A 13,465-nucleotide genomic window follows, 5' to 3' on the forward strand; every position below is an offset into this window, starting at 1 on the left:
TCGTTCGGATAGCATATGGCTATTATCGATCCGGGCCGATGATGCAAAGGTCAGAAATGTCGTCCGGCTTGCCCGCTTTCCGTCCGCTGCGCAGATAATGCACCGGTGAGCCTCGCGGGAAGCGGGCGGACATCGATCGGAGGCATAGTGAAACAACAGGCGCAGTTCCATATCGGTTACTGGTTCCTCGCGGTGCTGGGGTTCGTGCTCATCCAGAGCCTGCTGACCGAGCACCAGCAGGTGGCGCAGATTCCCTACAGCGAGTTCGAGCAGTACCTCAAGGAAGGGCGGGTCGAGGAGCTGGCGATCACCGACCGGCAGATCCAGGGGACGCTCAAGGAGCCGTTGCCCGGCGGCCAGACCCGTTTCGTCGCCATCCGCATCGAGCCGCAACTGGCCGAGCACCTGCAGCAATATCCGGTGCGCTATGCCGGCAAGGTCGAAAGCACCCTGCTGCGCGACCTGTTGTCCTGGACCCTGCCGGCGCTGATCTTCTTCAGCCTCTGGCTGTTCTTGCTCAAGCGCATCGGCGGCGGCCTCGGCGGCGGCATGATGCAGATCGGCAAGAGCAAGGCGAAGGTCTACGTCGAGACCGATATGAAGGTGACCTTCGCCGACGTGGCCGGAGTCGACGAGGCCAAGGACGAGCTCAAGGAGATCGTCGATTTCCTCAAGGACCCGCAGACCTACGGTCGCCTCGGCGGGCGCATGCCCAAGGGCGTGCTGCTGGTCGGTCCGCCCGGCACCGGCAAGACCCTGCTGGCGCGGGCGGTGGCCGGCGAGGCGAAGGTGCCGTTCTTCTCGATCTCCGGCTCCGAGTTCGTCGAGATGTTCGTCGGCGTCGGTGCGGCGAGGGTCCGCGACCTGTTCGAGCAGGCCCGGGCGCAGGCCCCGGCGATCATCTTCATCGACGAACTGGACGCCCTCGGCCGGGCCCGTGGCGTCGGCCCGCTGGGCGGCGGCCACGACGAGAAGGAGCAGACCCTCAACCAGTTGCTGGTGGAGCTGGATGGCTTCGACACCTCCACCGGGCTGGTCCTGCTGGCCGCCACCAACCGTCCGGAAATCCTCGATCCGGCGCTGCTGCGCGCCGGCCGCTTCGACCGCCAGGTGCTGGTCGACCGGCCGGACAAGGCCGGGCGGGTGCAGATCCTCCAGGTGCACCTGAAGAGGGCGCGGCTGTCGGCCGATGTCGATCCGCAGCAGATCGCCGCGCTGACCCCGGGCTTCACCGGCGCCGACCTGGCCAACCTGGTCAACGAGGCGGCCCTGCTCGCCACCCGTCGGCGTGCCGACGCGGTGACCATGGACGACTTCACCGCGGCCATCGAGCGCATCATCGCCGGCCTGGAAAAGCGCAACCGCCTGCTCAATCCGAAGGAGCGGGAAATCGTCGCCCATCACGAGATGGGGCACGCACTGGTAGCGATGGCCCTGCCGGGGATGGACCCGGTGCACAAGGTCTCGATCATTCCGCGCGGCATGGGGGCGCTCGGCTACACCATCCAGCGGCCCATCGAGGACCGCTTCCTGATGACCCGCGAAGAGCTGGAGAACAAGATGGCGGTGCTGCTCGGCGGCCGCGCGGCCGAGTGGATAGTGTTTTCCCACTTCTCCACCGGCGCCGCCGACGACCTGGCCAAGGTCACCGACATCGCCCGCGCCATGGTCACTCGCTACGGCATGTCGGAGCGCCTCGGCCATGTCAGCCTGGAGCGCGAGCAGCGCAGCTTCCTGGGCGCCGAGCAGATGTACGGCCTGCCGCCTCGCCACGAATACGGCGAGACCACCGCGACCGCCATCGACACCGAGGTGCAGGCGATCGTCGAGCACGCCTTCCAGCGTACCGTGACGCTGTTGGAAGAGCGCCGGGCGCTGCTCGAGCGCAGCGCCCGGCGCCTGCTGGAGGAGGAAACCCTGGATGCCGAGCAACTGGCCGAGTTGGTCGGCAAGGCGCAGGGCACTACCGCCGAACGATCCGGGGCGATACCGCAATGAACGATCGACAGCCGTACGACGATCCTCCTCCGTTGCCGCCCGAGCCGCCCCTGGAGGGCGAATGCTGCGAGAGCGGCTGCGGCGAGGCCTGCGTCTGGGAACAGTACAACGAGGCCCGCGCCGAGTACGCCCGGGCGCTGTCCGAGTGGCAGGTTCGCCATGCCCGCGAGCCGGCGGAAAAGTAGCGCCCGGCCTTTGCGAGGTTTTCGGTTCCTGGCCGAACGTCGTTCGGCTGCTTGCCGGCAAGGACAAGGAGCGGACTCATCCGCGATGGTCGGCAGAAACGGGAGCATCGCGGATGGATTCGCTCCTGCCCGGGTAGCGTCAGCCTCGCTCCCCAGGCCCCCGGCCAGGGAAGTTTCGTCGGCTGGATAACGGCGAGGCCTTGGCCGCCAGCGCGGTTTTCCTCCCTGCAGCTCGCGCAACGAGGCCCGCGCCGAGTCCGTCCGGCGCTGGCGTCCTGTCCGCGAGCCTGGCTAGCGTCCCAGCCGGTGCAGTTCCTCCGCCTCGACGATGCGTATCCCGTCTTCTTCCTCCAAGGCCAGGCGCCACAGGGCGCGGGCCAGGGCACAGGGATCGATGGCGCGGTAATGGCCGGGCGTCAGGCGCAGCAGCGGGTCGCTCAGTTGGTCGAGCAGGCGCAGTTCGCGGCGCGGGCCGAGCAACTGGGTCGGCCGGGCGATCGTCAGTTGCGGCCAGCCCTGGGCCTTGAGGCCTTCCTCCATTTCTCCCTTGACCTGGCAGTAGGCGCGCGACGAGCGGGGATCGGCGCACCGTGCGCTGATCACCAGCAGGTGACGGGCGCCCATTTCGCGGGCGCGGCGGCCGAAGGCCAGGACCAGGTCGTGGTCGATGGCGCGGAAGGCTTCCTGGGAACCGGCCTGCTCGGCGCTGCTGCCGATGCAGCAGAAGGCGGTGTCGACCGGCCCGCTCAGGCGTGGCAGCAACTCGGCGAGCGGGCCCTGAGGATTTTCCAGGCGCGGATGCTCGGCCAGGGGCTGGCGGGTGGGCGCCAGCACCCGGGCGATGGTCGGCTCGGTGAGCAGGCGATCGAGCAGATGCTCGCCAGCCAGGCCGGTGGCACCGGCGATAAGGATGTGCTGGGGCGTCAGGTACATGGAGCGATCCTCGCGCAAGGTGAGCTGTCGGAAAACTGGCGCACGTGCGTTCCATGCAGCGGCCAGTACTGGCGTTCCGCTTGTTGTCATGGGTTCTAGTGTGGCTCAAACCCCTCGTCCCTGCCCGGCAGGAGCCGGGCAGGCCGTCGCGCTTTATGGCGAACGGCTTTGCCTGCCTATAATGGGGCCTTTCCCGGCCGTCTATCCCGGGGCTTGTCCTGCGCCGGCGGAATTTTTCAGGCGTCGCCCCGATTATGGAGGTTCATATGTTGCTGCGAGGCCTCACTTGGCTGGTGTTGTTCCAATTGCTCGGCACGGCCATCCAGGCGCTCTGCCTGCCCATGCTGCCCGGGCCGATCGTCGGGCTGCTGCTGTTGTTCGTCTATCTGGTCTGGCGCGGCGAGGTGAGCGCGCCGGTACAGGAGGCCGCCAGCAGCCTCCTGCGCTACCTGCCGCTGCTGCTGGTGCCGCCGGCGGTGGGGGTGATGGCCTATGTCGGGGATATCGCTGCCGACTTCTGGGCTATCGCCGGGGCGTTGCTGCTGTCCCTGCTGGCGTCGCTGGCTTTCGTCGGCTGGCTGATGCAACGGCTGATCGACCGTCAGGCGCGCGGGGAGGGCGAGGCATGAGCTTCGACTGGCACGGGGCCTGGCAGGCGCTGGTGCAGCATCCGCTGTTCGCCTTCGGCATCACCCTCGGCACCTACCAACTGGCGGTGGCCGCCTACGAGAAGACCCGCTGGGTGTTCCTGCAACCGGTATTGGTGTCGATGTTGCTGGTGATCGGCGTGCTGTCGGTCTGCGGGGTGGACTATGCGAGCTACCGCGACGACGCGAGGATCCTCACCCTGTTCCTCGGCCCGGCCACGGTGGCGCTGGCCGTGCCGCTGTTCCTCAACCTGAAGCGCATTCGCCTGCTGTTCTGGCCGGTGGTGCTGACCCTGCTGGCCGGCGGCTTCTTCACCACCCTGCTGGGCGTGGGGCTGGCCTGGCTGTTCGGCACCGAGCGGCTGATGCTGATGACCCTGGCGCCGAAATCGGTCACCTCGCCGATCGCCATGCTGGTGTCCGAGCAGATCGGCGGCGTGGCCGGCCTGGCGGCGGTGTTCGTGCTCATCACCGGCATCCTCGGCGCGGTGTGCGGCCCCGTCCTGCTGCGCCGCTGCGGGGTGCGCCATCCCGCGGCGCTGGGCATGGCCCTGGGCCTGACTTCCCATGCGGTGGGTACTTCCCGGGCATTGCAGGAGGGTGAGGAATGTGGCGCCTTCGCCGCCCTGGGGATGAGCCTGATGGGGGTGTTCACCGCCATACTGCTGCCCCTGAGCGTGGCCATGGTTGCCTGAGGAAGGCCGATGGACTTTCCGTTGTTTCCCCTGCACACGGTGCTGTTTCCCGGCTGCCGGCTGGATCTGTCGATCTTCGAGGCGCGTTATCTGGACATGCTCAGCCGCTGCCTGCGCCAGGACACGGGGTTCGGCGTGGTGTGCATCCTCGAGGGCGAGGAGGTCGGCCAGGCGGCCGGCCGCTTCGCCGCGATCGGCTGCGAGGCGCTGATCCGCGACTGGCAGCGGCGTCCCGACGGGGTGCTGGAGATCCGCGTCGAGGGCGCGCGGCGTTTTCGGGTCAATCGCGCCGAGGTGCGGCACGACCAGTTGACCGTCGCCGAGGTCGACTGGCTGCACGAAGTCAGGACGGCGCCACTGGCCGCCGGACACGCCGACCTGGCCACGCTGCTGCAGGCGCTGGCGCGGCACCCGCTGGTCGAGGCCCTGGGCATGGACGGTACGGCCGCGGATCAGCAGGTGCTGGCCAACCGGCTGGGTTACCTGCTGCCGTTCGAGGCCGAGGAGAAACTGAAGCTTCTGGCGATGGGGGCGCCGGCGCGGCGCCTGGCCTATATCCGGCAACTGCTGGAGCGCCTGCAGGGCGAGGCGCCGGACTGAGCCGGCCGGGCGCCTCTGCGGGGAAAGGGCCGGTCAGAGCCGGTAGATCGTCGCCTGCCAGGGCTGGAGCGTTACGCTCGCGGCGCCGGGTTGCATCGACTCTTGCGCGGCGCCGTTGTCCAGCAGCGTGGCGGCGATCTTCAGTCCTTCCGGCAGGTCGTAGGCGACCGTCTCGCGGGTGAAGTTGATCAGCACCAGATAGCGCTTGTCGTCGAGCGTGCGCGTGTAGGCGAAGACCTTGGGATTGGCCGGATCGAGATCGCGGAACTGGCCGTGGATGAGCGCGGGGGTCTGGCGGCGCACTTCCAGCAGGCGACGGTAGTGATGGTAGATCGAGCCGGGATCGTCGACCTGGGATGCCGCATTGACCTGCGGATAGTTCGGGTTGACCGCAAGCCAGGGCTTGCCGGTGGTGAAGCCGCCGTTCGGCGCGTCGCTCCACTGCATCGGGGTGCGGGCGTTGTCGCGGCTGGTCTGGCGCAGGTGGGCGAGATACTCGTCCGCCGACACCTTGCCGCTTTCCACGAAGTCGCGCCATTGGCCCTTCACTTCGACATCGTCGTAGTCCTCGAGGCCGCGGAAGGGATAGTTGGTCATGCCCAGTTCGTCGCCCTGGTAGAGGAAGGGCGTGGCGCGCTGGGTGAGCATCATGGTCGCCAGCGCCTTGGCCGAGGCGGCGCGCCATTCGGGGCTGTCGTCGCCGAAATGGGAAACGGCGCGGGGATTGTCGTGGTTGCCCAGGAAACTGGTGTTCCAGCCATGGTCGCCGCCGGTGCGGTCGATCCGCGCGTAGGTCGCCTTGAGCTCGGGCAGCGTCCAGTCCTTTTTGCGCCAGCCGTCGCGGTCCAGCCGCACCAGGTCGAAATGGAAGATCATGTTCAGTTCGTGACGGCGGGCGTCGGTGAACAGCGGGGCCTGTTCGAAGGTGATGCCGAAGGCTTCGCCGACCGTCATGGTGTCATAGCGGGACAGGACTTCGCGGTTCATTTCCTGGAGATACTCATGGATGCGCGGGCCGTTCGCGTAGACGAACTCGGGATGGGCCAGGGCTTGCGCAGGCAGGTCGGGCAGGCCGTCCTGTTTGGAGATGAAGGGAATCACGTCCATGCGGAAGCCGGACACGCCCTTGTCCAGCCAGAAGCGCATGATGTCGTGGACCTCGGCGCGGACCTCGGGGTTTTCCCAGTTCAGGTCGGGCTGCTTGCCGGCGAAGTAGTGGAGGTAGTACTGCCCCGTGGCCTCGTCCTTCTTCCAGGCCGAGCCGCCGAAGAACGACGGATAGTTGTTCGGCGCAGCGCCGTCCTTGCCGTCGCGCCAAGTGTAGTAGTCGCGATAGGGGTTGTCCTTCGACCGGCGGCTCTCGACGAACCAGCGATGCTCGTCGCTGCTGTGGTTGACCACCAGATCGATGATCAGGCGCATGCCGCGCTTGTTCATCCCGGCGAGCAGGCGCTCGAAGTCGTCCATGTCGCCGAATTCGCTCATCACCTTGCGGTAATCGCGGATGTCGTAGCCATTGTCGGCGTTGGGCGAGTCGAAGTGCGGGCTCAGCCAGATCGTGTCGACGCCTAGTGCCTTCAGGTAATCCAGCTTCGCCGTGATGCCGTTCAGGTCGCCGATGCCGTCGCCGTTCGTGTCGTTGAACGAGCGCGGATAGACCTGGTAGACGACCGCCTCCTTCCACCAGGGCGCGTCGGGGCGCGCGGCCGGAGTTTTTGCAACGTCTTCTCGCGCCGTGTCGCTGCCTGTGTTCGGAGTGCCCATCGCTGTTTGACATATGGCCAGAGCGCCGAGCATGACACTCGACAGGGTTCTGCGAAAGCTTGCCGTCTGCATGACGTTTCCTTTTCCGGGGTTTGGGTTCTTGTTGTTCGGCGCTTCCCGCTTGCGGCCGGGCCATGGCGGGGCGGATGGGGAGGGACCTCGGCGATCTCCCCATGCTTTCGGCGGAATATACCCTCGGTTTTGCTTGGATGAAACGATTCATCTGTTCTGCGTGCCGTTGCGTTCGAGGCGGCCGCCGCTCCGGCGCCCGGCTCGAGGCGGCGGAGTGCGGGAGTTCGAAGGGGGAGGCCGCGGTTCAGCGATAGCGGTACATCGCCAGGGCTTCGGGTAGCGCGTGGATGGCGATGCCGCCGAGCAGCGCCAGGCACAGCGGCAGGACCAGCCACCAGGTACGTGCGTCGAGCCTCTCGAGCGGGGTCCGTCGTTGCACCAGGGCCAGGCTGAGGGCGCAGAGGCTGCCGGCGAGCAGAGCGCCGGCAACGATGTCGGTCGGCCAGTGCACGCCCAGGTAGACGCGCGACAGGGCGATGGTCGTTGCCGGCAGGCAGGCCAGCAGCAGCCAGGTCAGGCGCATCCGTGGCGTCTGGCCGCGGCCGGCGAGGATGCCCAGGGTGAGGAAGAAGGCGAAGGCCGCCGAGCTATGTCCGCTGGGCAGGCTGTAGCTGTGCAGCGGCTCGAGCAGGACTTCCGGACGGCCGCGGGCGAACAACAGCTTCAGGCCGCCGTTGGCCAGGGCCGTGCCGAGCAGGGTCATGCCGGCGAACAGGGCCGCGCGCCATTGCCGGACGATCAGCAGCAGCAGGCCGAGCAGCAGGCCGGCGTAGAGCTGGGTTTCGAAGTCGCCCAGGCGGGTGATCAGCACCATCGTCCGGTCGAGGCCGGCGTGGCGATGCTCCTGGATCAGCGCCAGCAGCCCCTGGTCGAGTTCGTGCAGATGGCTCCAGCCCAGCAGCAGGGCGCCGAGCGACGCCAGGCAGAGGCCGGCGGCCAGCGGCGTGGCCCAGCGCCGACGGCGCAGGCTGGTGTGCACGATCAGGCCGAGGACCAGCGCCAGCCCCGCCGCGAGCGCCCCGGCCTCGCTCCAGAAACCCTCGGGCAGCGGCAGGCGCAGCGCTGCGCCGGCGGTCCAGCCCGGCAGCAGATAAACCACCGCCCAGCCGGCGGCGGCCAGCAGGCTGACGGCGGCGAAACGCGGCAGCGGCATGTCGAGCATGCCGGCGATCATCGGCAGCATCGGTCGCAGCGGGCCGATGTAGCGGCCGACCAGCAGGCTGACGATGCCGTAGCGCTGGAAATACACCTCGGCGCCGACCAGCCATTCCGGATGGTGGCGCAGGATGGGCAGGCGCCGGATGCCCTGGTGGAAGTGCCGGCCCAGGGCGTAGGAGATGGCGTCGCCGAGCAGTCCGCCGGCATAGCCCAGCAGCAGGGTCTGGCCGAGGCCCAGGGCGCCGCTGCCGGCCATGGCGGCGATCGCGAACATCAGTACGGTGCCGGGGACGATGATGCCGAGTATCGCCAGGCATTCGACGCAGGCGATCAGGAAGATGGCCAGTCCCAGCCATTCGGGGTGAGTGGTCAGCCAGCCGGTCAGGCTGTCGAGCCATGCGCTCATCGAGCGGCGCTCCTTGTCGTGGTCCTGTGAGGGGGCTCGGCGCTCCGGCCGCCGGCCGGAGCGCCGAGCCGCGCATGATAGCAGCCGCGCCGGCCGGGGCGTGCGCGGCGCGGTGCGACCTTGTGCCCGGGCCGCTGGGCGCGGGGCGGCGGTATCGCTATAATCAGCCGCTTTCTCCCGACTGCCAGACCCGAGACCATGACCGAGTCCGTGCTCGACTACATGACCCGCCTGGGCCACGCCGCCCGCGAAGCCTCGCGGGTGCTCGCGCGCACCAGCACCGCGCAGAAGAACCGTGCCCTGGAGGCCGCCGCCGCGGCCCTGGACGATGCCCGCGAGGCGCTCGCCGCGGCCAACGCGCAGGATCTGGCGGCCGGTCGCGCCGGCGGCCTGGACGAGGCCATGCTCGATCGTCTGGCGCTGACCCCGGCGCGCATCGACGAAATGATCGAAGGACTGCGCCAGGTCGCCCGCTTGCCCGACCCGGTCGGCGAGATCCGCGACATGCGCTACATGCCCTCGGGCATCCAGGTCGGCAAGATGCGCGTGCCGCTGGGGGTGATCGGCATCGTCTACGAGTCGCGCCCGAACGTGACCATCGACGCCGCCAGCCTGTGCCTGAAGTCGGGCAACGCCACCATCCTGCGCGGCGGTTCGGAAGCGATCCATTCCAACCAGGCGATCGCCCGCTGCATCCGGCTGGGCCTGGCCGAGGCCGGCCTGCCGGCGGCGGCCGTGCAAGTGGTGGAGACCACCGACCGCGCCGCCGTCGGCGCGCTGATCGGCATGCCGGAATTCGTCGACGTGATAGTCCCGCGCGGCGGCAAGGGCCTGATCGAGCGCATCAGCCGCGAGGCGAAGGTGCCGGTGATCAAGCATCTGGACGGCATCTGCCACGTCTACATCGACAGCGCCGCCGACCTCGACAAGGCGATCCGCGTCGCCGACAACGCCAAGACCCAGCGCTTCGCGCCCTGCAACACCATGGAAACCCTGCTGGTGCATGCCGCCATCGCCGCCCGCGCCCTGCCGCCGCTCGGCGAGATCTACCGGGCCAAGGGCGTCGAACTGCGCGGCTGCCCGCGCAGCCGCGAGCTGCTCGGTCCCGGTACCCTGGAAGCGAGCGAGGAGGACTGGTCCAGCGAGTACAACGCGCCGATTCTCTCGGTGCGCGTGGTGGACTCGCTGGACGAGGCCATCGCCCACATCAACCGCTACGGCTCGCACCACACCGATGCGATCGTCACTGAGAGCTTCACCGACGCGCGGCGCTTTCTCGCCGAGGTGGACTCCAGTTCGGTGATGGTCAACGCCTCGACACGCTTCGCCGACGGCTTCGAGTATGGCCTGGGCGCGGAGATCGGCATCTCCACCGACAAGCTGCACGCCCGCGGCCCGGTCGGTCTGGAGGGACTGACCAGCGAGAAGTACGTCGTGTTCGGCGATGGCCACGTGCGCGGCTGATGGCGAAAAAGATCGGAATTCTCGGCGGCACCTTCGACCCCATCCACATCGGTCATCTGCGCGGTGCCCTCGAGGTCGCCGAGCAGTTCGGCCTCGACGAGCTGCGCCTGATTCCCTGCGCCCGCCCGCCGCACCGGCAGTCGCCGCAGGTATCGGCGGCCGACCGCCTGGCGATGGTCCGTTGCGCGGTCGACGGCGTGCCGCCGCTGAGCGTGGACGACCGTGAACTTCGTCGCGAGCGACCGTCCTATACCATTGACACCCTGGAATCCCTGCGCGGCGAGCTGGCCCCGGACGACCAACTGTTTCTCCTGCTCGGCTGGGACGCTTTCTGCGGCCTGCCGGGCTGGCATCGCTGGCAGGAACTGCTCGACCACTGCCACATCCTGGTCCTGCAGCGCCCGGATGCCGCCAGCGAGCCGCCGGAAGCGCTGCGCAACCTGCTGGCGGCGCGCAGCGTCGGCGATCCGCAGGCCCTCGCCGGGCCGGGCGGGAACATCGCCTTCGTCTGGCAGACGCCGCTGGAGGTTTCCGCCACGCAGATTCGCGAGCGCCTGGCCAGCGGTCGTTCGGTGCGCTTCCTGGTACCCGATGCGGTGCTGGCCTATATCCATGCGCACGGGTTGTACCCGGCGTCGAACTGAACAATTCATAAGAGCAATCCATGCAGAACGAACAATTGGTCCAGCTGGCGATCGACGCCCTGGAAGACCTCAAGGCCAAGGACATCACCGTCATCGATGTGCGCGGCAAGACCAGCGTCACCGACTTCATGGTGGTCGCCAGCGGCACCTCCGGACGCCATGTGAAGTCCCTCGCCGAAAACGTCCTGGAGAAGGTCAAGGCGCAAGATGTGCGTCCGCTCGGCAGCGAGGGACTGGAGGGGGGCGAATGGGCGCTGCTCGACCTGGGCGACGTGGTGGTCCATGTGATGCAGGTCGCCACTCGCCAGTTCTACGATCTCGAGCGTCTCTGGCAGGGTGCGGAGCAGAGCCGGGCCCAGCACGGCGAGGAATGAAACCGTCGTGCGTTTGCGCCTGATCGCCGTGGGTTCGCGCATGCCGCGTTGGGTGGAGGAGGGCTGGCACGAGTATGCCAGGCGCCTGCCGCCCGAGCTGGCCCTCGAACTGCTGGAAATCCCCCTGCACACGCGGAGCAAGAATGCCGACGTGGCCCGCCTGATCCGCCAGGAGGGGGAGGCCATGCTGGGCAAGGTGCAGCCGGGCGAGCGTATCGTCACCCTGGAAGTGGCCGGCAAGTCCTGGAGCACCGAGCAACTGGCCGCCGAGCTGGAGCGCTGGCGGCTCGACGCGCGCACCGTCAATCTCATGGTCGGCGGCCCGGAAGGCCTGGCCCCGGAGGTCTGCGCGCGCAGCGAGCAGCGCTGGTCGCTGTCGCCGCTGACCCTGCCGCATCCCCTGGTCCGCATCCTCATCGGCGAGCAGCTCTATCGCGCCTGGACCCTGCTGTCCGGGCATCCGTATCACAAATGACCGCGGTTTGCAGATGCCGGAGCCGATTCGCCTCAAAGACCACGAGAAGGACGCGCGCCTGGTGCGCGCGCGGGCTGTCGTCGGCGCCACGGCCATCGTGCTGCTGTCGCTGGTGCTGGTGGTGCGCCTGTACTACCTGCAGGTGGTTCAGTACCAACACCACTCGACCCTGGCGGAAAACAACCGCATCCACGTGCAGCCGATCCCGCCGAACCGCGGGCTGATCTTCGACCGCAACGGGGTGATCCTCGCCGACAACCGGCCGAGCTTCAGCCTGACGGTGACCCGCGAGCGCGCCGGCGACTGGCAGAAGGTGCTGGATACCATCGTCGAGGTGCTCGAACTCGGTCCGGAGGAGCGCGCCCTGTTCGAGAAGCGCGTGCGCCAGGGACGCCGGCCGTTCGAGCCGGTGCCGGTATTGTTCGAGCTGTCCGAGGAGCAGATCGCCCGCGTCGCGGTCAACCAGTTTCTTCTGCCGGGGGTGGAAGTGGCCGCCCAACTGGTCCGCCATTACCCGCAGGGCGAGCATTTCGCCCATTCGGTCGGCTACGTCGGGCGGATCAACGAGCGCGAGCTGAAGAAGCTCGATCCGGTCGACTACAGCGGCACCCACCATATCGGCAAGACCGGCGTGGAACTGTTCTACGAGGATCTGCTGCACGGCCAGGTGGGCTACGAGGAGGTCGAGACCAACGCCCGCGGGCGGGTGCTGCGGGTGCTCAAGCATACCGCCCCGGTGCCCGGCAAGGATCTCACCCTGACTCTCGACCTGAACCTGCAGAAGGCCGCCGAGGCGGCCCTCGGCGACCGGCGCGGCGCGGTGATCGCCATCGACCCGGCGACCGGCGGCGTGCTGGCGATGGTCAGCCAGCCGAGCTTCAATCCCAACCTGTTCGTCACCGGGATCAGCGTCAAGGATTATGCCGCGCTGCGCGACTCCATCGACCGTCCGCTCTACAACCGGGTACTGCGCGGCATCTATCCGCCGGGCTCGACCATCAAGCCGATGGTCGCCCTGGCCGGACTCGACAGCGGGGTGGTGGAGCGCGGCACGCGGGTCTTCGACCCCGGCTTCTTCCAGTTGCCCAACGTCAGCCACAAGTACCGCAACTGGAACCGCGGCGGCGACGGCTGGGTGAACATGGAGGCGGCCATCACCCGTTCCAACGACACCTATTTCTATTCCCTGGCGCACCGCATGGGCATCGATCGCCTGCACCGCTATCTGAGCCAGTTCGGCATCGGCCAGCGGGTGTCCCTGGACATGTTCGAGGAAGCCTCCGGGCTGATGCCCTCGCGCGAATGGAAACGGGTCAGCCGGCGCCAGGCCTGGTATCCGGGGGAAACCCTGATCACCGGGATCGGCCAGGGCTACATGCTGGCCACCCCGCTGCAACTGGCCCAGGCCACGGCCCTCCTGGCGAACAAGGGCAAGTGGCACCGTCCGCGCCTGCTGATGCAGGCCGACGGCCTGACCCCGGAGCAACTGGTGGCGAACGGCCTTCTGGAGACGCGCCCGACACCGCCGGACATCCAGCTCAGGGAGCCGCACAACTGGGACCTGATCAGTTCCGACATGCAGCAGGTCGTGCACGGTGCGCGCGGCACCGCGCACAAGGTCGGCGCCACGGCACGCTACCGTATCGCCGGCAAGAGCGGCACGGCGCAGGTGGTGGCGATCCGCCAGGGCGAAAGGTATAACCGCAACAAGCTGCAGGAGCGTCATCGCGACCATGCGCTGTTCATCGCCTTCGCCCCGGCCGAGAATCCGCGGATCGCCGTGGCGGTGATGGTGGAAAACGGCGAGTCCGGCTCCGGCGTCGCCGCGCCGGTGGCCAAGCAGGTGATGGACGCCTGGCTGCTCGACGAAAAAGGCCAGTTGAAGGCGACGGCGCAGTTCGCCGCGGCGCCGCAGGAGGGCATTCGTGAACAGTAGGGCCTGTCGTCAATCGTTTCCCGCGTCGCGACGGAGCCTGTTCCGGTACGGGGCAAGGTGCGAGGAGGGGCGTTTGTCCGACTCATCCATGTGCTTCACCCCTACGGGGCTTGC

General features: G+C 68.1%; 13 protein-coding genes. 10 read left to right on the forward strand and 3 right to left on the reverse strand.

The window, feature by feature from the left end; all coding sequences use genetic code 11:
• Nucleotides 1–147: 147 nt before the first annotated feature.
• Nucleotides 148–1,998, forward strand: coding sequence for an ATP-dependent zinc metalloprotease FtsH (gene ftsH / locus AVCA_RS03785; protein ID WP_012699497.1), 1,851 nt, complete (start codon nt 148–150; stop codon nt 1,996–1,998).
• Nucleotides 1,995–2,183, forward strand: a complete 189-nt coding sequence (locus AVCA_RS24300) for an oxidoreductase-like domain-containing protein (RefSeq protein WP_041816953.1) — start codon at nt 1,995–1,997, stop codon at nt 2,181–2,183. The genes ftsH and AVCA_RS24300 overlap by 4 nt, the downstream gene beginning before the upstream one ends.
• A gap of 291 nt (nt 2,184–2,474) precedes the next feature.
• Here the strand turns inward: AVCA_RS24300 and AVCA_RS03790 are convergent, their stop codons facing one another.
• Nucleotides 2,475–3,116 carry a Rossmann-fold NAD(P)-binding domain-containing protein gene (locus AVCA_RS03790; RefSeq protein ID WP_012699499.1) on the reverse strand — a complete coding sequence of 214 codons (642 nt, stop codon included), beginning with the start codon at nt 3,114–3,116 and terminating at the stop codon, nt 2,475–2,477.
• Nucleotides 3,117–3,382: 266 nt separating this feature from the next.
• Between AVCA_RS03790 and AVCA_RS03795 the strand changes: the two genes are divergently transcribed.
• Genes AVCA_RS03795 through AVCA_RS03805 form a run of 3 tightly spaced genes read left to right on the forward strand, consistent with a single transcriptional unit; the run spans nt 3,383 to nt 5,058 of the window.
• Nucleotides 3,383–3,745, forward strand: a complete 363-nt coding sequence (locus AVCA_RS03795; protein WP_012699500.1) for a CidA/LrgA family protein — start codon at nt 3,383–3,385, stop codon at nt 3,743–3,745.
• Nucleotides 3,742–4,458, forward strand: a complete 717-nt coding sequence (locus AVCA_RS03800) for an LrgB family protein (RefSeq protein ID WP_012699501.1) — start codon at nt 3,742–3,744, stop codon at nt 4,456–4,458. The genes AVCA_RS03795 and AVCA_RS03800 overlap by 4 nt, the downstream gene beginning before the upstream one ends.
• Before the next feature lie 9 nt (nt 4,459–4,467).
• Nucleotides 4,468–5,058, forward strand: a complete 591-nt coding sequence (locus tag AVCA_RS03805) for an LON peptidase substrate-binding domain-containing protein (RefSeq protein WP_012699502.1) — start codon at nt 4,468–4,470, stop codon at nt 5,056–5,058.
• 33 nt (nt 5,059–5,091) lie between these two features.
• On the opposite strand, the gene AVCA_RS03810 is transcribed toward AVCA_RS03805, so the two are convergent.
• Together AVCA_RS03810 and AVCA_RS03815 are read right to left on the reverse strand one after the other, a co-directional pair.
• Complete coding sequence (locus AVCA_RS03810) at nt 5,092–6,822, reverse strand: alpha,alpha-phosphotrehalase (protein WP_236616343.1); 1,731 nt, start codon at nt 6,820–6,822, stop codon at nt 5,092–5,094.
• 316 nt (nt 6,823–7,138) lie between these two features.
• Nucleotides 7,139–8,458: a bifunctional DedA family/phosphatase PAP2 family protein gene (locus tag AVCA_RS03815; protein ID WP_012699504.1), complete on the reverse strand. Its 1,320-nt coding sequence runs from the start codon at nt 8,456–8,458 to the stop codon at nt 7,139–7,141.
• Nucleotides 8,459–8,656: 198 nt separating this feature from the next.
• Here AVCA_RS03815 and AVCA_RS03820 point away from each other — a divergent pair, with 198 nt between their 5' ends.
• Genes AVCA_RS03820 through mrdA form a run of 5 tightly spaced genes read left to right on the forward strand, consistent with a single transcriptional unit; the run spans nt 8,657 to nt 13,351 of the window.
• A complete protein-coding gene (locus AVCA_RS03820) occupies nt 8,657–9,922 on the forward strand; it encodes a glutamate-5-semialdehyde dehydrogenase (protein ID WP_012699505.1) in 1,266 nt (421 codons plus the stop codon).
• The gene (gene nadD / locus AVCA_RS03825; protein ID WP_012699506.1) at nt 9,922–10,566 is read left to right on the forward strand and encodes a nicotinate-nucleotide adenylyltransferase; all 645 of its coding nucleotides are present in this window, start codon (nt 9,922–9,924) and stop codon (nt 10,564–10,566) included. Before AVCA_RS03820 ends, nadD begins: the two co-directional genes overlap by 1 nt.
• A 20-nt stretch (nt 10,567–10,586) precedes the next feature.
• Complete coding sequence (gene rsfS, locus AVCA_RS03830) at nt 10,587–10,940, forward strand: ribosome silencing factor (RefSeq protein ID WP_012699507.1); 354 nt, start codon at nt 10,587–10,589, stop codon at nt 10,938–10,940.
• A gap of 7 nt (nt 10,941–10,947) precedes the next feature.
• Nucleotides 10,948–11,415: a 23S rRNA (pseudouridine(1915)-N(3))-methyltransferase RlmH gene (gene rlmH, locus AVCA_RS03835; RefSeq protein ID WP_012699508.1), complete on the forward strand. Its 468-nt coding sequence runs from the start codon at nt 10,948–10,950 to the stop codon at nt 11,413–11,415.
• A gap of 13 nt (nt 11,416–11,428) precedes the next feature.
• Complete coding sequence (gene mrdA, locus AVCA_RS03840; RefSeq protein ID WP_012699509.1) at nt 11,429–13,351, forward strand: penicillin-binding protein 2; 1,923 nt, start codon at nt 11,429–11,431, stop codon at nt 13,349–13,351.
• The last annotated feature ends 114 nt before the right edge of the window (nt 13,352–13,465 follow it).

This window comes from Azotobacter vinelandii CA, assembly GCF_000380335.1.
Taxonomy (GTDB): Bacteria; Pseudomonadota; Gammaproteobacteria; order Pseudomonadales; family Pseudomonadaceae; genus Azotobacter; species Azotobacter vinelandii.